This is a genomic window from Promicromonospora sp. NPDC060204 (assembly GCF_042728455.1).
GTDB lineage: Bacteria > Actinomycetota > Actinomycetes > Actinomycetales > Cellulomonadaceae > Promicromonospora.
On sequence record NZ_JBHWZO010000136.1, the window covers coordinates 1 to 16,928 of the forward strand.

Annotated in this window: 16 protein-coding genes and 1 riboswitch; of the genes, 3 read left to right on the forward strand and 13 right to left on the reverse strand. The window is 74.7% G+C overall.

Going from position 1 to position 16,928, the window contains the following annotated elements; all coding sequences use genetic code 11:
- Positions 1 to 25: 25 nt before the first annotated feature.
- From ACFWEJ_RS17310 to rpe, 8 genes are all read right to left on the reverse strand, one after another.
- Complete coding sequence (locus tag ACFWEJ_RS17310; RefSeq protein WP_108494143.1) at positions 26 to 289, reverse strand: phosphoribosyl-ATP diphosphatase; 264 nt, start codon at positions 287 to 289, stop codon at positions 26 to 28.
- A gap of 103 nt (positions 290 to 392) precedes the next feature.
- Complete coding sequence (locus ACFWEJ_RS17315) at positions 393 to 956, reverse strand: hypothetical protein (protein WP_377230451.1); 564 nt, start codon at positions 954 to 956, stop codon at positions 393 to 395.
- 403 nt (positions 957 to 1,359) lie between these two features.
- The gene (gene ribH, locus ACFWEJ_RS17320) at positions 1,360 to 1,851 is read right to left on the reverse strand and encodes a 6,7-dimethyl-8-ribityllumazine synthase (RefSeq protein ID WP_377230452.1); all 492 of its coding nucleotides are present in this window, start codon (positions 1,849 to 1,851) and stop codon (positions 1,360 to 1,362) included.
- Entirely contained in the window at positions 1,848 to 3,341 is a 1,494-nt protein-coding gene (ribA, locus tag ACFWEJ_RS17325; RefSeq protein ID WP_377230453.1) for a GTP cyclohydrolase II, read from the reverse strand. Before ribA ends, ribH begins: the two co-directional genes overlap by 4 nt.
- Positions 3,338 to 3,982, reverse strand: a complete 645-nt coding sequence (locus ACFWEJ_RS17330) for a riboflavin synthase (RefSeq protein WP_377230454.1) — start codon at positions 3,980 to 3,982, stop codon at positions 3,338 to 3,340. The genes ribA and ACFWEJ_RS17330 overlap by 4 nt, the downstream gene beginning before the upstream one ends.
- Positions 3,982 to 5,196: a bifunctional diaminohydroxyphosphoribosylaminopyrimidine deaminase/5-amino-6-(5-phosphoribosylamino)uracil reductase RibD gene (gene ribD / locus ACFWEJ_RS17335; protein WP_377230455.1), complete on the reverse strand. Its 1,215-nt coding sequence runs from the start codon at positions 5,194 to 5,196 to the stop codon at positions 3,982 to 3,984. Before ribD ends, ACFWEJ_RS17330 begins: the two co-directional genes overlap by 1 nt.
- A gap of 121 nt (positions 5,197 to 5,317) precedes the next feature.
- A riboswitch (FMN riboswitch) is annotated at positions 5,318 to 5,454 on the reverse strand.
- An 86-nt stretch (positions 5,455 to 5,540) separates the two neighbouring features.
- Positions 5,541 to 6,272, reverse strand: coding sequence for a DUF2306 domain-containing protein (locus tag ACFWEJ_RS17340; protein WP_377230456.1), 732 nt, complete (start codon positions 6,270 to 6,272; stop codon positions 5,541 to 5,543).
- A gap of 253 nt (positions 6,273 to 6,525) precedes the next feature.
- Entirely contained in the window at positions 6,526 to 7,188 is a 663-nt protein-coding gene (rpe, locus tag ACFWEJ_RS17345) for a ribulose-phosphate 3-epimerase (protein ID WP_377230457.1), read from the reverse strand.
- A 105-nt stretch (positions 7,189 to 7,293) separates the two neighbouring features.
- Here rpe and ACFWEJ_RS17350 point away from each other — a divergent pair, with 105 nt between their 5' ends.
- Both ACFWEJ_RS17350 and ACFWEJ_RS17355 read left to right on the forward strand, forming a co-directional pair.
- Complete coding sequence (locus tag ACFWEJ_RS17350; protein WP_377230458.1) at positions 7,294 to 7,722, forward strand: DUF1761 domain-containing protein; 429 nt, start codon at positions 7,294 to 7,296, stop codon at positions 7,720 to 7,722.
- A 143-nt stretch (positions 7,723 to 7,865) separates the two neighbouring features.
- The gene (locus ACFWEJ_RS17355) at positions 7,866 to 8,780 is read left to right on the forward strand and encodes a hypothetical protein (protein ID WP_377230459.1); all 915 of its coding nucleotides are present in this window, start codon (positions 7,866 to 7,868) and stop codon (positions 8,778 to 8,780) included.
- A gap of 55 nt (positions 8,781 to 8,835) precedes the next feature.
- Here ACFWEJ_RS17355 and ACFWEJ_RS17360 read toward each other — a convergent pair whose 3' ends face one another.
- The 3 genes from ACFWEJ_RS17360 to ACFWEJ_RS17370 are packed head-to-tail and all read right to left on the reverse strand — an operon-like array spanning position 8,836 to position 12,480.
- A complete protein-coding gene (locus ACFWEJ_RS17360; RefSeq protein WP_377230460.1) occupies positions 8,836 to 10,404 on the reverse strand; it encodes an RsmB/NOP family class I SAM-dependent RNA methyltransferase in 1,569 nt (522 codons plus the stop codon).
- Positions 10,401 to 11,447 (reverse strand): methionyl-tRNA formyltransferase, encoded by a 1,047-nt coding sequence (gene fmt, locus ACFWEJ_RS17365; protein WP_377230461.1) that lies wholly within the window; start codon positions 11,445 to 11,447, stop codon positions 10,401 to 10,403. The genes ACFWEJ_RS17360 and fmt overlap by 4 nt, the downstream gene beginning before the upstream one ends.
- A 4-nt stretch (positions 11,448 to 11,451) precedes the next feature.
- Positions 11,452 to 12,480: a hypothetical protein gene (locus ACFWEJ_RS17370; RefSeq protein WP_377230462.1), complete on the reverse strand. Its 1,029-nt coding sequence runs from the start codon at positions 12,478 to 12,480 to the stop codon at positions 11,452 to 11,454.
- 243 nt (positions 12,481 to 12,723) lie between these two features.
- On the opposite strand from ACFWEJ_RS17370, the gene ACFWEJ_RS17375 reads away from it, so the two are divergent.
- Positions 12,724 to 13,452 (forward strand): hypothetical protein, encoded by a 729-nt coding sequence (locus tag ACFWEJ_RS17375; protein WP_377230463.1) that lies wholly within the window; start codon positions 12,724 to 12,726, stop codon positions 13,450 to 13,452.
- Positions 13,453 to 13,494: 42 nt separating this feature from the next.
- Here ACFWEJ_RS17375 and ACFWEJ_RS17380 read toward each other — a convergent pair whose 3' ends face one another.
- Together ACFWEJ_RS17380 and ACFWEJ_RS17385 are read right to left on the reverse strand one after the other, a co-directional pair.
- Positions 13,495 to 14,133, reverse strand: a complete 639-nt coding sequence (locus ACFWEJ_RS17380; RefSeq protein WP_377230464.1) for an HAD family hydrolase — start codon at positions 14,131 to 14,133, stop codon at positions 13,495 to 13,497.
- The gene (locus ACFWEJ_RS17385; protein WP_377230465.1) at positions 14,130 to 16,769 is read right to left on the reverse strand and encodes a primosomal protein N'; all 2,640 of its coding nucleotides are present in this window, start codon (positions 16,767 to 16,769) and stop codon (positions 14,130 to 14,132) included. Before ACFWEJ_RS17385 ends, ACFWEJ_RS17380 begins: the two co-directional genes overlap by 4 nt.
- Between the last annotated feature and the right edge of the window lie 159 nt (positions 16,770 to 16,928).

Below are 16,928 nucleotides of genomic sequence, written 5' to 3' on the forward strand. Positions count from 1 at the left end.
GTGGTCGAGCCCTCCCGGGGCCGGGTCACAGATGCGTGTACACGTCCTCGAGGGTCAGTCCCTTGGCGACCATCAGGACCTGCAGGTGGTACAGGAGCTGCGAGATCTCTTCCGCGGTCTCGCTGTCCGACTGGTACTCGGCCGCCATCCAGACCTCTGCGGCCTCCTCCACGACCTTCTTGCCGATCGCATGGACTCCCGCATCCAGCTGGGCCACGGTGCCCGAACCCGCGGGACGGGTCTCGGCCTTCTCGGTCAGCTCGGCGAACAGGGTCTCGAAGGTCTTCACCTGCCCAGCCTAGTCGGGCGAGGGGGGCACTACCCCTTGCCGTCCCACGTTGTGGCCAGACTCTCGTTCGGCGCGCCACGCCGAAGGACACGCGCGGGACCGCTCACGGGGTCGTCGGCCACTCCGCCGGCAGCGATCCGTCGGCCTCCGGGACCACGACCCCCTGGTACGGCGTGAGGAGCTGGAAGCCCACCGGCTCGCCCGTCGACCCGTCGTCCGTGGAGCCGGACAGCAGCACGATCACGCTGCCCGTGCCGCCGCCTGTGCCACTGTCGGTACCACTGTGCGTGGCCGGGTCGAGCGGGTCGCCGCCGGGATACGGGTTGTCCGCTCCCCCGCACGTCTCCGGCGTCGAGACGATCGAGATCTGCTCCCCCGCCGAGACCTCGAGCTCGGGCGGCGGCTCCGCGCCCGGGTGCACGCCCGAGTCGCCGGGGGCGGGCCGCTCCAGCACCTCGTCCACCTGGAACAGCCAGCGGTGCGCCTCCACGCCGAACACCCGCGCCGTGCCGTCCCGCTCCACCACGGTGCCGAGCAACACCGCGCCGGCGTCGGAAGCAGCCTCGACCGGATCGAGGAAGCGCACCCAGTCGACGCACGCCACGCCGCCCCCGGGCAACCCTTCGAGCAGGTCGTCGGAGGTCTCCTCGGGTGCTTCCTCCGACACTCCCCCGGCGGCTCCCCCGGCGGCTCCCTCAGCTGTTCCCTCAGCCGGGGCCGGCGAGCCGCCGGCTTGTCCGGGATCGGCACAGCCCACCAGGCCGCCCGCCATCGCTCCCGTCAGAGCCGTCGTCACCAGTACCGCCGCTGCGCGCCGGGCGCGTGATGTCCTCATGCCCGGTCAATGTGCCGAGCGCGCCCACTCTTTCGCGCGCCCCGTTTTTCCAGGCTCTTTCTTGTGGCCGGGTGGTGAGTCGTCTTACCCGGTCTCGGGTGGTCTTTAGGCGCTTGGCACACCATTAATCTCGGGAGACCACAGGTATCGAAAGAGATGTGGGCGCCGTCCGAGGGGTTCGGACGGCGCCCACGCACGTCAAGCCGGCCGCGTCAGCCCAGCCGGCCAGCCGAAGTCAGACCGCGGTGCCCGCGAGGCTCCGCAGCGTCACCGCCGTCGCGATCGCCGCCTCCACGGCCTCCGCGCCCTTGTCCTCGCTCGACCCCTCCAGACCGGCGCGGTCCAGCGCCTGCTGCTCGGTGTCGCACGTCAGCACACCGAAACCGACCGGCACCCCGGTGCGCACGCTCACGTCCGTCAGGCCCGACGTCGCCGCCGAGCACACGTACTCGAAGTGCGGCGTTCCCCCGCGGATCACGACGCCCAGCGCGACGACGGCGTCCGCGGCCGGTCCCCCGCCCACGCCGGCCGCCCGCGCCGCGGCCACCGGCAGCTCGAACGAGCCGGGAACCCGCAGCTCCGTCCACTCGGCGCCCGACGCCGCCAGGGCTCGCCGCGCGCCGGCCAGCAGGCCGTCCATCACCTGCTCGTGCCAGCTCGCCGCGATCACCACGACCCGCAGCCCCGTACCGTCGACCGTCACCTTCGGTGCTCCTGCCCCGCTCATGCGCATGCTCCTTCGTGCTCGTGCTCGCTCTGGTCCTCGTTCTGGTTCTGGTGCTCGTTCTCGTACTGGCGCTCGCTCTGGCCCGCATGGTCGTTCGTGTAGTGCCCCATCACCAGCCGCTTGGTCTCCAGGTAGCGGTGGTTGTGCACGCCGTGCCCCACCACCAGCCCGCGCCGCCCGACGACGTCCGTGCCCGCCGCGCGCAGGCCCGTCACCTTCTCCGGGTTGTTGGTCAGGAGAGTCACCCCGTCCAGGCCGAGGTCCGCGAGGATCGCCGACGCCGCGCCGTACTCGCGCGCGTCCACCGGCAGCCCGAGCTCGACGTTGGCCTCCACGGTGTCCAGCCCGGCGTCCTGCAGCGCGTACGCCTGGATCTTGGCCGCGAGACCGATCCCGCGGCCCTCGTGCCCGCGCAGGTACACGACGGCGCCGCCCTCGGCGGCCACCGCCCGCAGCGAGGCCTCGAGCTGCGGGCCGCAGTCGCAGCGCAGGGAGCCCAGGCCGTCGCCCGTGAGGCACTCGGAGTGCACCCGCACCAGCGGGGCCGCAGTCGCCGTAGCCGCAGCCGGGGCCACCGGCATCAGGGCCAGGTGCTCCGCGCCCGAACGCAGGTCGCGGTACGCCACCACCCGGAAGTCGCCGTACTGGGTCGGCAGGGCGGCCTCCGCGACCCGTTCCACCCAGGGGTCCGTGCGACGTCCGCCACCCGGAACACCTGAGATCGGCGTGCGCGGCTCCGCGGTGCCGAGCTCCGCGGCCGCGGCCGACGGAACATCGTGCTCCCGCCGCCACGCGACCAGGTCGGCGACCGTCAGCACCACGAGCCCGTACTCCCGCGCCAGCGCCTGCGCCTCGGGCAGGCGCATCATGGCGCCGTCGTCCCGGACCAGCTCGGCGATGGCGCCCACCTCGCCGAGGTCGGGACCCGCATCCGTCGTCCTGCCCGCCAGCCGCACCAGGTCCACCGCGGCCTCGGTGTGCCCCGCCCGCTCCAGCACACCGCCGGGGCGGGCCCGCAGCGGCAGCACGTGCCCGGGCCGGATCAGGTCGCGCGCGCCCGAACCCGGGTCACCGAGGACCCGCAGCGTCAGCGCCCGGTCCGCGGCGGAGATGCCCGTCGACACCCCCACGGCGTCGACCGACACCGTGTAGGCCGTGCCGCGCGGGTCCTCGCTGCGCTCCACCATCAGCGGGAGCTCCAGGGCGTCGGCCCGGTGCGCCGGCATGGGCGCGCAGAGATAGCCCGACGAGTGCCGCACGGTCCACGCCACCCACTCCGCCGTCGCGACGCCGGCGGCCAGCACGGCGTCCACCTCGTTCTCCCGGCCGGCGTCGTCCGCGACCAGCACGGGCCGCCCGGCAGCAAGCTCGGCGAGAGCGCGCTCCACGAGTCCCGTGGTCACAGCCTCTGTGGTCGCAGCGGTCGTGCCAAGCGCGTCCGCGGCATCCGCTTCCGTGGCCGCGCGGTCCGCCGCCCGCACGCCGGTCATCGCGCGATCCCGTTCGCCATGAGGCGTTCGACGTACTTCGCGAGCACGTCGACCTCCACGTTGACGGAGTCCCCCGGGACCAGCCGGCCCAGCGTGGTGGCGGCGAGCGTGGTCGGGATGAGCGAGACGCCGAACCCGTCGTCCGACACCCACGTCACCGTGAGCGAGACCCCCGACAGCGCCACGGAGCCCTTCTCCGCGACGTACCGGGTCAGGGCGGCGGGGGCGGAGAACTCCAGGTCGTCCCAGCGCGGGCCGGGCGTGCGCCGCACGAGCACGGCCACGCCGTCCACGTGCCCCTGGACCACGTGCCCACCCAGGCGGCCGTTCGCCGGCAGCGCCCGCTCCAGGTTGACCCGGGCGCCGGGCACCAGGCCGCCGAGCGACGTCCGCCGCAGCGTCTCGGGCATCACCTCGGCCACGAACGCGCCGTCGGCCACGGAGGTGACGGTCAGGCACACGCCGTCGACGGCGATCGAGTCGCCGGGACGGGCGTCGGACGTGGCGAGCGGCCCCGCGACGGTCAGGACGGCGTCGGGCGCGACGGCGTCCGTGCCGGACGTGGCGTCGGCGCCGGCCGGGCCGTCGGGGCGGACGAGCGCGACGACGGAGCCGAGCTCCTCGACGATTCCGGTGAACATCAGATCTCCTCCTGGGTGCGCCGGCCGGGGCGGCCGTCCTGAGCGGAAAGGGCTGCGGTGTGGTCTGCTGCGGTGTTGTCTGCTGCGGTGTTGTCTGCCGCGGTGTGGTCTGCTGCGGTGTTGTCTGCTGCGGTGTTGTCTTCAGCGGACTGGTCTTGCGGGGGCTGGGCCTCAGCAGGCTTGAGCCGGCGCGCGACCAGCAGCACGTCGTCGCCGAGCCGGGTCACGTCGTCGGTCGCGAAGCGCGCGGCCTCGCCGATCGTGGTCACGCCGAGGTCGCCGACGGCGGTGGCGCCCGCGCCGAGCAGCACCGGGGCGACGTGGGCGTGCAGCTCGTCGACGAGGTCCGCGGCCAGCAGCGCCGTGGCCAGCGTGGGGCCGCCCTCCACGAGCAGGTGGCGCACCTCCCGGCCGCCGAGCTCGCGCAGCGCGGCGTCGAGGTCGTGGGTGGGCAGGTGCAGCAGCGGACCGCCGGGCCCGCGCAGGCGGGCGTCGTCGGGCACCTCGCGACGGCCGAGGACCACGCGGAGCGGCTGGTGCTCGAAGAGGCTGCCGTCGGCCCGGCGGGCGGTCAGCGACGGGTCGTCGACGAGGGCGGTGCCCGAGCCGACGGCGATCGCGTCGACCTGCGCGCGGACCGTGTGGGCGTGCGCGCGGGCCCGGTCGCCGGTGATCCAGCGGCTGGTCCCGTCCACGGCGGCGACCCGGCCGTCCAGACTGGTGGCGAGCTTGAGGGTCACGTAGGGACGGCCGGTGCGGACGGCGTGCAGCCAGGGGCGCAGCAGCTCCTCGCCGTCGTCGGAGAGGAGGCCGACGGACACCGGGACGCCCGCGTCCCGGAGCCTGGTCGCGCCGCCCGTCGCGACGGGGTTCGGGTCCCCGACCGCCACGTGCACCGCGGCGACGCCCGCATCGATCAGGGCGTCCGCGCAGGGGCCGGTGCGGCCGTGGTGCGCGCAGGGCTCCAGGGTCACGACCGCCGTCGTGCCGCGCGGGTCCACACCGCGGGACCGGGCGTCCGCCAGGGCGGCGGCCTCGGCGTGCGGGGTGCCGGCGCCGCGGTGGTAACCCTCCGCGACGGTGCCGCCGTCGGGGTCCAGGAGCACACAGCCGACGCGCGGGTTGGGCCCGTACGCCGGGCCCAGCCGCGCCAGCGCGAGGGCGCGGCGCATCGCGGCCTGGAGACCGTCCGGTCCGATCGGTGCCTGATTCATGCCGTCCTCCCCGAGCGTCGGCGCTCCGGGGCTGGACGACGGGTACGCGAGTCAGGAGCCCGAAGGCCCTGCTCGCGCGCACGACGTCACGACGTAGCACGCCCCAGGGGACGGCTCCGCCGCACGTGCTTCCTCCCATCCGGACTTTCACCGTCGGTCCTGGAGTTCCACCAGGTCAACCGGCCCGTCCTTGCGGACGGACGCGGGTCGCGGACTGTAACCGCCGGCTCGGAATTACACCGACCCCGGAGCACGTGTGTGCGTACTGCTGCTCGCCAGCATGCCACAGGTCGCGTCGCGTGCGGCCATGGTCTGCGTCACACGCGCTCCCGTCACGCGCCCCGTCATCTGTGCTCCCGGAGCCGGCGCCGGTGGATCACCCACTCGGCCACCGCGATGTTGATCACCCAGCCGGCGGTCAGCCCGATCGAGTTGGTCACGGGGTCCAGGCTCCCCGTGACCAGCACGAGGGGCCCGAGCAGCAGCCCCTGGGTCCCGGCGCCCATGGCCAGCGCGTACGCGCGCGTCATCCACGCGGAGTGGGTGGCGTAGTCGCGGCGCAGGGCCGCCCGGACCCCCAGCGCGATCGCCGCCAGCATGGTGGTGCCCACGAGGTAGCGCATGCCGTTGACCACGACCGTGTCCTTGACCGGCAGGTCGTAGAACGCCGTCATCCAGAGCCCGGTCAGGGCGACGCCGACGCCAGCCGGGGCGAGCACCCGCCCGGCCCACCGGTGCCAGCGGCGGCGGCGCAGGGCCGGCACGAACTGGAACGCGCCCAGCATGCTGTAGACGGTCACGCACACGATGTGCACGACGACGGGCAGCGACTGGGTCACGAACCGCGCGTTCTCCTCGGTCAGCACCGGGTCGGAGGCGAGCTCCGCGAGCCGCGCGGAGCCGCCGAGCGCCGGGATCACCGACAGGAGCAGCAGTCCCGCAGGAACGAGCCAGGTGTGGCGCCGGGCGCGCCTGGACGGCGTCTCGAACGTCGTCTGGGATGCGGTCCCGGCTGCGGTCTCAGGGACTGCTGCCGCCTCGGATGCTGCGTCAGGTGCCGCGTCGGGTGTCGTCATGTACCGAGCATCCCGGCCTCGCTGTGCGAGGTCATCGGCCCACGGACCGGTCTTCCGACCGGCCGAAAGTAGGGCCGCCCTCCCCCACCGGGGCGGTGCGACGCGCGCGGACCGGTGCGGGCAACCCAACGCGCTTGGCACACTATTTCCAACCAAGAGACGAGCGTTGAGTGCTGGGTATTTGCGCTCCTGAGGCAGGAAAACGCACGAATACCCAGCACTCAACGGCCGGGTCGGCCGGGGGCGGCCGGGGTCAGTGGGTGTGCTTGGTCGCCAGCTCGCGGAGCGTCGCGATCTCCGCCGGGATGTCCTCGGCTCCGTACACCGCGGAGCCCGCCACGAAGACGTTCGCGCCGGCGTCGGCCGCACGCTCGATCGTGTCCCGGGACACTCCCCCGTCGACCTGGATCCACACGTCCAGCCCGGACTCGCTCACGGCCTGCCGCGCCCGCCGGATCTTGGGCAGCGTGCCCTCGATGAACGACTGCCCGCCGAACCCCGGCTCGACCGTCATCACGAGGATCATGTCGATCTCGGCCAGCAGGTCGAGGAACGGCTCCACCGGCGTGGCCGGACGCAGCGCCACCCCGGCGCGCGCGCCGAGCCGGTGCAGCTCCCGGGCCAGGCGGACGGGTGCCTGCGCGGCCTCCGCGTGGAAGGTGACCGACGCCGCCCCCGCCTCCGCGAACGCCGGCGCCCACCGGTCCGGGTTCTCGATCATGAGGTGGGCGTCGAGCGGGATCGGCGACACCTTGGCGAGCCGCTCGAAGATCGGCAGCCCCAGCGTCAGGTTGGGCACGAAATGGTTGTCCATGACGTCGACGTGCGCGTAGTCCGCGGAGGCGATCCGGCCGAGGTCGCGCTCGAGGTTCGCGAAGTCGGCGGACAGGATGCTGGGGGCGATGAGTGCTGCCATGATGCCAGCGTAGGGCCCGGTTCTCCGGGCCACCGAACGCGCCGCCGCATCCTGGCGCCGCACCTCGCCACCCAACCAGTCCGCATGGAGCGACCGGGAGCACCGATGATCCCCGACGTGAACTACTGGGCCGTGATCGTGGCCACGCTGTCCACGCTCGTCGTGGGCTCGGTCTGGTACACCCCCCGCGTGTTCGGCACCCGCTGGATGCGGCTGGCGAAGGTCGATCCCGAAGCCGCTCGGGCCGCAGGGATCTGGCCCATCGTCGTGACGGTGATCGTCAGCTTCCTGACGGCGTGGGTACTGGCCGGCGCCGTCTACATCTCGTGGGTCTTCTACGAGGGGAGCTTCTTCACGGCGTCGGTCGTGACGGCCGTGCTGCTCTGGGTCGGCTTCACCGCGGCCCGCTTCATCACCCACGACGCCTTCGAGGGCCGTCCGCCGCAGCTCACCACCCTGAACCTGGCGCACGAGCTGGTCACGATCCTGGTCATGGCCGTGATCCTCGGCGTGTGGCCGCCTGCGGGCGTGTAGGAAGTTCACCCGACCGCCTGGCCGGGTCCCGGCCTCGCGACGGGAGGACGCCGCTAGTCTCCCTGCGCGACTCAGCCACCAGGCAACACGTAGTGCACCTCGGCCTCGGGACCCTCAGGGCGTCGACCACCAGTAGCCTGGCGTTGACGCTCTGCACCGCCCTCGTCTTCTCGGCCCTCTTGGGGCTCGTCACGTTCGACTATCTCCTGGACCGGCAGATCCTCGCGGACCGGGGTATGCGGGTCGACGCCTGGGTGGTCGGCTACGACTGGGTGCGCCGCGGGCCCGACAAGGTGATCGTCAGGCCCGACGACCCGCCGTACTTCGAGGCGACACTCAGCCGCACGCCGGGCGACCTCCGCTTCAACGACCGGATCGACGTGATCTACGACCCTCACGCCCCAGGCCGGGTCGTCGCCGCCGACGAACCGATGGTGGACGGCTGGGTGTTGCTCGTCGTGGGACTCGACCTGCTCGCGCTGGTGACCCTCGCCCGCGGGTTCGCCGCAGCGAGGGAGCTGTTCCGGCGCGCCCGGACGTCGCGGCATCACCGTACCTCGCCCGACGCCCGGGCTCGGACAGGGCACGCCTCGGGCCTGCTTGACAGATGGAGGACACCGCGGATCGTGCTCCTACTGATCTTCGCGCCCGCGCTGGGCGTGGCGGTGGCCGGCCTGCTGACGGTGACCGCGGTCGGCGACGCACTGGCACTGCGCGCCTCGGGTGTCGAGGCGCAGGCGACGGTCGTGAAGAGCACCTGGTACGACGGCGGCGAGCTCGAGGTCCGGTTCCCGGTCCAGGACGGGACTCTGCAGAGCGCCCAGGTACCGGTGCGGGAGGGCGCGTTCTTCGAGGGTGACGCCGTCGACGTCGTGTACGAACCGGCAGCGCCGGCGAACGCCCGGCTGGCCGGACCGGAGGGTCAAGGGCCGTGGGCGTACGCCGCGCTCTACGTTGCGGTCCTGGTAGCCGCAGGCGGGGCCGTGACCGTGGCCGGCAGGACACTGATTCGCCGGGCCCGGGCTACCAGGTCCGGACCCACGGCTGTCCGATCCTGAGTCCGTCCCTGCGCGCGGCACAGGCTCAGAGCTCGATCCCGCACCGCCACCGGACTCAGTTCGTGCGGCGCAGCAGCGTCAGGTGCATCGCGTCCGTCCCGTGCACGTGCGGCCAGAGCTGCACGTCGTCACGGTCCGCCAGCGGGATGTCGGCGCCCGGGCGCACCGCGGACCGCACCGCGGCCGGGGTGTCCAGCCGCTCGACGTCGGCGCGCTTCTTCAGCACGTCGGCGACCACGAGGTGCGTCTCGGCCAGGTGCGGCGAGCACGTCACGTACGCCACCACTCCCCCGGGCCGGACAGCGTCCAGCGCCGAGGCGAGCAGCTCCCGCTGCAGCGCGGTGAGGGCCGCCAGGTCCGACGGCGTCCGCCGCCACCGGCTCTCCGGCCGGCGGCGCAGCGCACCCAGGCCGGTGCACGGCGCGTCGACCAGCACGCGGTCGTAGGCGCCGGGCTCCTCCGTGCCGACCTCGCGCCCGTCTCCGGTGCGCACCTCCTCGACCACGCCGTCGGGCAGCGCCGCCAAGGCCCCCGCGACCAGGCGGGCCCGGTGCGGCGCCACCTCGTTCGCGACCAGGGTCGCGCCGCGCTCGGCGGCCAGGGCGCCGAGCAGTGCGGCCTTGCCGCCCGGGCCGGCGCACAGGTCCAGCCAGCGCCGGTCGTCGCCCTCGACGGGCACGGCGGCCAGTGCCAGGGTGACGAGCTGCGAGCCCTCGTCCTGCACGCCCGCGAGGCCCGACCGGATCGCGGGGATGCCGGACGGGTCCGAACCCTCCAGGCGCAGCGCCGTCGGCGCCCACCTGCCGGCGACCAGGTCGACGTCGCCCCAGGCGTCCTCGTCGGAGGTCTCCACCAGGCCCGGCCGCGCCACGAGGGTGACGCGCGGGGCGGCATTGTCGGCGGCCAGCAGGTCACCGAGCTCGTCGACGCCGCGCCCGTTGCCCGCCAGCGCCTCCCGCAGCGCACGGGCGATCCACAGCGGGTGCGACTCGGCGGTCGCGAGGCCGCTCAGGGCGTCCGGCGCCTCCTTCTCCAGGATCGACAGCCACTCGTCGAGCGGCCGCTCGGAGACCCGGCGGAGCACTGCGTTCACCATCTGCGCGGGCCCGGCGCCCACCCGGTTGCGCGCGAGCCCGACCGTCTCCGAGACCGCGGCGTGCCCGGGCACCCGCATGCCGAGGAGCTGGTGCGCGCCGAGCCGCAGCACGTCCAGCAGCGCAGAGTCCAGGCCCGACAGCGGGCGGTCGACGCACGTCGCCAGGATCGAGTCGTACCGGCCGCGCATCCGCAGCGTGCCGTAGGTGAGCTCGGTCGCGAAGCCGGCGTCGCGACCGCGGATCCGCCGCTCCCGCAGCAGCGGGGGCAGCACCAGGTTCGCGTAGGCGTCGGACTCGTCGACCTCGCGCAGCACGTCGAAGGCAGCCATGCGCGCCGGATCGGTGCCCTTGCGGCGCTCCGAGGGCGCCTGCGACGTGCGGGACCGGTCGCCCCGGGACCGCGACGCGGAGCGCTGCCGGCCCGCGGAGCTGCGGCGCTCGTCGCCGAAGTCCCGGCGGCCGCCGCCGCTGCCACTCCCACTTCCACTGCCGCCGGCACCGCCGCGGTCGACGTCGTAGCCGCTCATGCGGAGGCCCCCGTCGTGCTCGGGGCCGACGCCGCACCGGTGGCCGACGTGCCTGCCGCCGTCCCGTCCGGCGTCATCCCGCCCGGCGTCGTCCCGTCCGGCGTCGTCCCGCCCAGCACGAGCCCGGCCTCGACGAGCGCGCGGCCGCCGCCCCGGGCCCAGTCGGGCGCGGGCATGGCCTTCTTGCCGACCGGCCGCACCTCCCCCAGCGCGACGGCGTGCGTCGCCGTGCCGACCAGCACCTCGTGCTTGAGCGCGCGCACCTCGCCCGCCCTCAGGTCGGTGACGTCGGGGCGCGGCGAGACGGGCCCGAGGCCCAGGCGGGAGCCGTCCGGGAGCACGGTCCACGCGCCCGGCGCGGGCGTGCAGCCGCGCACCAGGCGGTCGACCGCGAGCGCCGGGTCCGTCCAGACGACGCGGGCGTCGTCGGTGGTGAGCTTGGCGGCGACGGAGACGCCGTCGGCGGGCTGGGGCTGGGGCTGGAGGGTGCCGTCCTCGAGGGCGTCGAGGGTGGCGACGAGCAGCTCGGCGCCGGAGACGGCGAGGCGGCCGAGGAGGTCGCCGGAGGTGTCGGTGGGGCGGATGGTCTCGGTGGCCGTGCCGAGCACGGGGCCGGTGTCCATGCCCTCGTCGAGCAGGAAGGTGGTGGCGCCGGTGACCTCGTCGCCGGCGATCAGGGCGCGCTGCACGGGGGCGGCGCCGCGCCAGGCGGGCAGCACGGAGAAGTGCAGGTTGATCCAGCCGAGGCGGGGCACGGCGAGCACGGCGGGGCGCAGGATGTGGCCGTAGGCGACGACGGGGGCGGCGTCGACCTGGAGCTCTTCGAGCAGGGCGATGAACTCGTCCCCGCGCGGGACGTCGGTGATGACGCGGATCCCGGCCTCCTCGGCCCGGGCGCGCACCGGGCTGGGCGTGAGCTTGCGGCCGCGGCCCGACGGCGCGTCGGCGCGGGTCAGGACGGCGACGACCTCGTGACGCGAGGCGAGCAGGGCCTCCAGGGAGGCGACGGCTGGTTCGGGGGTTCCGGCGAAGAGAAGACGCACCGGGTCAGTCTAGGTGTGCGCCAGGTGTGGGGCTCTGCCGGGCCGGTTCGCTCGGTGGGGTCCGACGTCGGGCGGTGAGCACCACGGTCGCCGCGGCGGTCAGGGTCCCGAGCGCGATCGCGGCGGCCACGGCGAGGGTCAGGGTGTCCGGGCCGGTGAGCGGCTGCCCGCGCAGGGCCTGCCAGGCCAGCAGCAGGACGACCGCGAGCGCCGCGCGGCCCGCGACCTGCACGAGCCGGGTGCGGTCGCGGACCGTGAGCCAGCCGGCGGGCACGACGGCGAGCAGCCAGGCCACGAGCGGCAGGGCCTGCATGGCGTGGATGCCGATGAAGTGCGCGGCCCGCAGGTCACCGGCAACGGTGGACCAGCCGAGCAGGGGCAGTCCGGGTCCGCCGTCGGCCGGGCCCACGGTATGGGCGCCGATCAGCACTCGGTCGCCGCCGGCGCGCAGGGCGTCGAGCTGGGTGGGGGTCGGGTCGGTCATGAGGAAGGCGACGGCCATGCCGACGACGGCGACGACGAGGCCGCCGCGCAGGCCCCAGGCGAGCACGGGGTCGTCCAGCCGCTGCGCGAGCAGCACGACCGCGAGGACCACGTTGGTGGCCCAGAGCGTGGCGATGGCGCCCGCCATGGTGAAGTACACCGTCTGGTCGAGCGGGGTGCTCACGTTGAAGTGGCTGCGCAGCCCCCGCGCCGACTGGAGCACGATCAGCGCGAGCTCGACGAGCAGCGCGGCCGCGACGATCCAGGAGACGGTCACCACGAGGCGCCGTCGGCCACGGACGTAGGTGAGGAACCAGACCAGCGTGAGGCTGTACACGCAGATCGAGACGGCGAACTTCGTGGGCTTGAGCCAGGTGGGCTCGCCGAGCACCTGACGCGGGTCGGCCACCAGGCCCACGAGGCACACCAGCAGCACTACGGCCGTCAGCAGCGTGGTGATCGCCAGCGGCGGGTTGGTGCGGACGGCGCGGGCGAGCAGCGAGGTCGGGGTCTTCAGGGCGGACGGCGTTGGCGGGGCGGGCGAAGTCATGGCGCGAGCGTGGCACCGCCCGCCCACCCCCGGGGAGGTGATTCGCCCCTCGCCGAACGGCTCATCCCCCCAGGGAGCAAAAGCCGCGCAGGGAGCAAGAGCGGCACGGGAAGCAAGAACAGCACGGGAGCACAGCGCGGCGTGCAAGGACGGCGCTCCCTGGCACACAGACGCCGTACCGGGTTCCACGGCACGTTCCACAGCAGGTTCCACACCGCGTTCCGCACGTCTCGGAGGACCACGATGCAGCGCTCCCCGCTCCGCACACCGGTGGCGTCGGCGTTCTGCGCCGTCGTACTCGCAGGATGTCTGGCCGGGTGCGCGGCAGACACACCACGCCCGGGCTCCGCTGGCCCGGACGCCGACCCGGACGCCTACGGCGCAGGATTCGCCGAGGTGCTCGCGCGGCCCGCTCCGACCGCTGACTACGCCTGGTACCCGGAGACGGTCAGCGATGCCCTGCCGTCCGTCGGGTACACCGGGGGCATGCACGCGTCCGAGCTGGTCGCGGTCGGCCGGCTCACCGGCTGGACGGCCGGCGAACCCGCACACCCGAGCCTGGAGAGGATCGACCTGACGTTCGCGGTCGACGAGGTCGTCGACTCGCTCGGTGACCTGACGATGCTCGAGGGTGGCACGGTCACGGTGCGCGTCGGCATCGACGGTACGGCTGATCGTGGCCGTGTGGCCGAGGAGCTGCTCGCGCTGGACGACGTCGTGCTGTTCCTGAACCATGCGGACCCCGAGCATGCGGGCCCCGAGCGGTGGTCGCCGCCGGAGTGGGTCGTCGTGTTCGACGACGCGTTCCTGGGTGACGTGCACGACGGCGCGGCGATCACCTGGCCGGTGGCGGAGGCGATCGCCGCGAACGACCCCGCCGACTCCCACCCGGCAGTCGACGCATCCACGCTCGACGAGCTGCGGGCGGCGTCGACGCGGGAGCGCACGGTCGAGCTCCCCCTGAACGGCTGAGCCCGGCCGGCTGAGCCCCGGCCGTCGGCGTCCCGCCGCGCGCTACCCGGAGACCGGGAGCCCCAGGGCCCGCAGGTCCTTGCGCAGGGCGTCGGTGTCGGTGAACACGACGCCGTGGAAGCCGACCCCGCGTGCGGCGTCCACGTTCACCTGCTTGTCGTCGATGAAGATGGCGCGGGACGGGTCCACCCCGAACCGCTCCACCACCAGCTCGAAGATGCGCCGGTCCGGCTTGGCCATGCCCTCGCGGCCGGACACGATGACGTCCTCCATCAGCCCGATCGCCGGTGCGGCGGGCTCGGCGCTGTGGAACGTCTCGGCCTGCCAGTTGGTCAGCCCGTACAGCCGCAGCCCGAGCCCCTTCAGCTCTGCGACCAGCTCCGCCGACCCCTCGATGGGTCCCGTCAGCGACAGCTCGTAGTGCTCCACGTACCGGCGCAGGTCCTCGACCTGCTCGGGGTGGGTCCGGCCCACCCGCTCCAGGAGCACGTCGTAGGACGTCCCGGCGTCGGCGGCGTGGTTGATCGAGCCGAAGTCGATCGCCTCGAAGAAGGCCTCGACCTCCGCCCGCGGGCGACCCTCGTACGGACCGAAGGGGTCCCACCCGACGAGCACGTTGCCGAAGTCGTAGACGACGGTGTCGATAGCGGTTTCGTCGGAGGGGTGGTCGGCTGGGGTCACAGCATCTCCTTCGGGTCGAGCTGTACACGGACGGTGCCACCCTCGCGGCGCGCGGAGCGCACGGCGAGGCTGGCCTTGAGCCTACGGGCGAGCTCGTCGCCCTGGGCGAGCGGTACCCGCAGCACGGTCCGCACGGGCAGGTCGAGCTCCTGGAAGCCGGCGCCGCCGCCGCCCTGGCCCCTGTTGGCTCCGGGGCCGCCGCCGCTTCCCGGACCGCCGCTGTTTCCCGAACCGCTCCGGCTGCCCCCACCCCGGCGGCCCGACGGCGCCCCCGTCCCCCGGCCGCCCGGTCCCCGCCCGGGGGTCTCCGGGTCGATCTCGACGGGGCCGAGCACGCCCGAGCCCGCGCCCAGGTCCTCGCGCAGCCCGACCCGGCCGACAACGGCCTCCACCGCGGTGCGGTCGCCCGTCACGGCGGCGACCCGGACGGCGGGCGGCAGGTGCAGCTCGGCGCGCTCGTCGAGCTCCCGCCCCGCGAAGCCGGCCGGGTCCCAGCGCACCAGGGCCTGGGTGGGGCCGGGCGCGCCGTCGCCCACGAGCAGCACCTGCCCCCCGGGCCCGGGACGAACCAGCGACGCCGCCGCGAGCCAGCGGTGCAGCGCCTCCGTGCCCGCGGCGAGGCCGGTGCCGCCGGTCATCACGGCGGCGTCGAGCAGGAGCGCAATGGCGTAGCCGCCGTCCGCGACGGGCTCGGCGCCGGGGGTCGCGACGACGAGCGCGGGAGCGGCCGGGACGGCGTCGAGCACCCCACCCGGGGCGGACGCCGCCGACAGGCGCACCGGCACCCCCGTGAACGCGCGGCCGAGCTCCTCGGCGGTGCGCGCCGAGCCCACGCGGACCGACCGCAGACCCGTCCACCCGCACTCCTCGCACCGCCAGCCCCCGGCCAGGCGGCCGCACCACGTGCACTGCGGGGCGCCGTCGGCGTGCGGCAGGCCCAGGGGCCCGTGGCAGTGCGCGCAGCGGGCGGCGACGCGGCAGCGGGAGCACGCGACGACCGGCAGGTAGCCGGAGCGGGGCACCTGCACCAGCACCGGGCCCCGCTCCAGGGCCTCGCGAGCGGCACGCCACGCGGTGGACGGGAGCCTGGCCGCGGCGGCGGCGCCGTCCCGCGCCAGCTCGACGGACGTCAGCGCCCGCACCCGCGGCGCCCGGGCCCGCAGGACGTCCCGGGGCGCGGCGAGCTCCCGCGCCCAGCCCGAGGCGAGCAGCGCCTGCGCCTGCACGGTACGCCCCGGCGAGCCCAGCAGGAACGCCGCGTCCTCCCGCTCGGCCCGCAGCGCCAGCACGTCGCGCGCGTGAGGGTAGGGGGCGTGCGGCTCGGCCAGCGTCTCCTCGCCGTCGCCCCACAGGACCACCAGACCGAGGTCGGCGACCGGCGCGAACATCGCGGCCCTGGTCCCCACCACCACCCGCGCGTCGCCCCGCAGCGCCCGCAGGAACGCCCGGTACCGGGGCGCGGGGCCGTCGTCGGCCAGCAGCCGCACCACGTCGTCGTCGGCGACCCCGGCGCCCTCCGAGGCGTCTGACAGGGCGGCGGTCACGCGCGCCACGTCCCGCGCGTCCGGCACGACGACGAGCACCCCGCGCCCGCCCGCCGTACACGCCCGCACGGCCTGCGCGACGGCGGCGGCCCAGTGCGGGGTCCGCGCGGCTGCTCCGGTCTCCTTGGAGCCGGCGGGAGAGCCGGCGTGAGAGCTGGCGTGAGAGTCCGCGTGAGAGCCGGTGTCGACACCCACGCCCGGAAGCGCCGACCACACGGCCCGCGGCGCCTCTCCCGCGAGGATCCGGCGCAGGTACGCCTCACCCCCGCGATACGGGGCCCAGGCGGACGACGGCGGCGCGAGGGCCGGCTCACCGACCACCGGCACCGCGGCAGCAGGAGCGTCCGTCTGCGCGACGTTCCCGGCGGCGAGGTCGGAGGCTGTCGCTTCGGACGGCGCAGTGCCCGGCGCCCGGTCCGACGGAGTGTCCAGCGCCGTCTCCTCGGACGCCTCCGTGTCGGAAGCCTCCGTGTTCGAGGCGCCTGTGTCCGAAGCGCCCGTGTCCGAAGCGCCCGGGCGGGGGCTCGCCCCGCCCGGCGTCGTCCCGCCGGGTGCCGGCTCCTTCTCCACGCGCGCGTGCCGTGGCGGCATCGCCAGGCGCAGCACGTCGGCGAGCGTGCCGGCGTAGCGGTCTGCCACGGCACGGCACAGCTCGAGCACCTCCGGCGTCAGCACCCGCTCGCCGGACACCACCTTGCGCAGCGGGACGAGCCGGCCGTCGTGGTCCGACGTCTCCTGGCGCGCGACGATGTAGCCCGCCACGTCCTGCCGCCCGAACCGCGCCTTGATCCGCACCCCGGGCTGGGCGTCGTCGGCCATGGTGGCGGGGACCAGGTAGTCGTACGGCTGGTCGAGGTGCGCGGGCTGCAGGTCCAGCACGACGCGCGCGACCGGCAGGGTCTGAGCGATGGGGATGCCGTTGGTCTCGGCGTTGTCGAGCGGGCCCTTTGCCTTGCCCGTGCCCCGACCGTGCGCGGGCACGCCGCCCACCTCGTCCAGTCCGAGCAGCGCGCCGTCGTCCGCCACGCCGTCCTCTACGACACCGCCCTCCGCCGCGCCGTCCTGCACAGCCTGGTCCACGTCCCCGTTCACGTGCCTATCCCATCACGCGCCACCCACACGCCGCGGCGCACGTCGACCCTGCCCGACTGTCAGCGCGAGGTCGGCACTTGGCACTGGCCGGCACCGGACGCTGAGGGCACCTGGGCACTGAGGTCGGCACTCTGCGTCGAGGTCGGCACAGGCCTGTGC

Bases quoted from the DNA above. Each gene is read 5' to 3' on its own strand.
- ribH (WP_377230452.1), bottom strand. From the start codon at position 1,851: ATGAGCGGGGCAGGAGCACCGAAGGTGACGGTCGACGGTACGGGGCTG.
- ribA (WP_377230453.1), bottom strand. From the start codon at position 3,341: ATGACCGGCGTGCGGGCGGCGGACCGCGCGGCCACGGAAGCGGATGCC.
- ACFWEJ_RS17330 (WP_377230454.1), bottom strand. From the start codon at position 3,982: ATGTTCACCGGAATCGTCGAGGAGCTCGGCTCCGTCGTCGCGCTCGTC.
- ribD (WP_377230455.1), bottom strand. From the start codon at position 5,196: ATGAATCAGGCACCGATCGGACCGGACGGTCTCCAGGCCGCGATGCGC.
- ACFWEJ_RS17340 (WP_377230456.1), bottom strand. From the start codon at position 6,272: ATGACGACACCCGACGCGGCACCTGACGCAGCATCCGAGGCGGCAGCA.
- rpe (WP_377230457.1), bottom strand. From the start codon at position 7,188: ATGGCAGCACTCATCGCCCCCAGCATCCTGTCCGCCGACTTCGCGAAC.
- ACFWEJ_RS17350 (WP_377230458.1), top strand. From the start codon at position 7,294: ATGATCCCCGACGTGAACTACTGGGCCGTGATCGTGGCCACGCTGTCC.
- ACFWEJ_RS17360 (WP_377230460.1), bottom strand. From the start codon at position 10,404: ATGAGCGGCTACGACGTCGACCGCGGCGGTGCCGGCGGCAGTGGAAGT.
- ACFWEJ_RS17370 (WP_377230462.1), bottom strand. From the start codon at position 12,480: ATGACTTCGCCCGCCCCGCCAACGCCGTCCGCCCTGAAGACCCCGACC.
- ACFWEJ_RS17375 (WP_377230463.1), top strand. From the start codon at position 12,724: ATGCAGCGCTCCCCGCTCCGCACACCGGTGGCGTCGGCGTTCTGCGCC.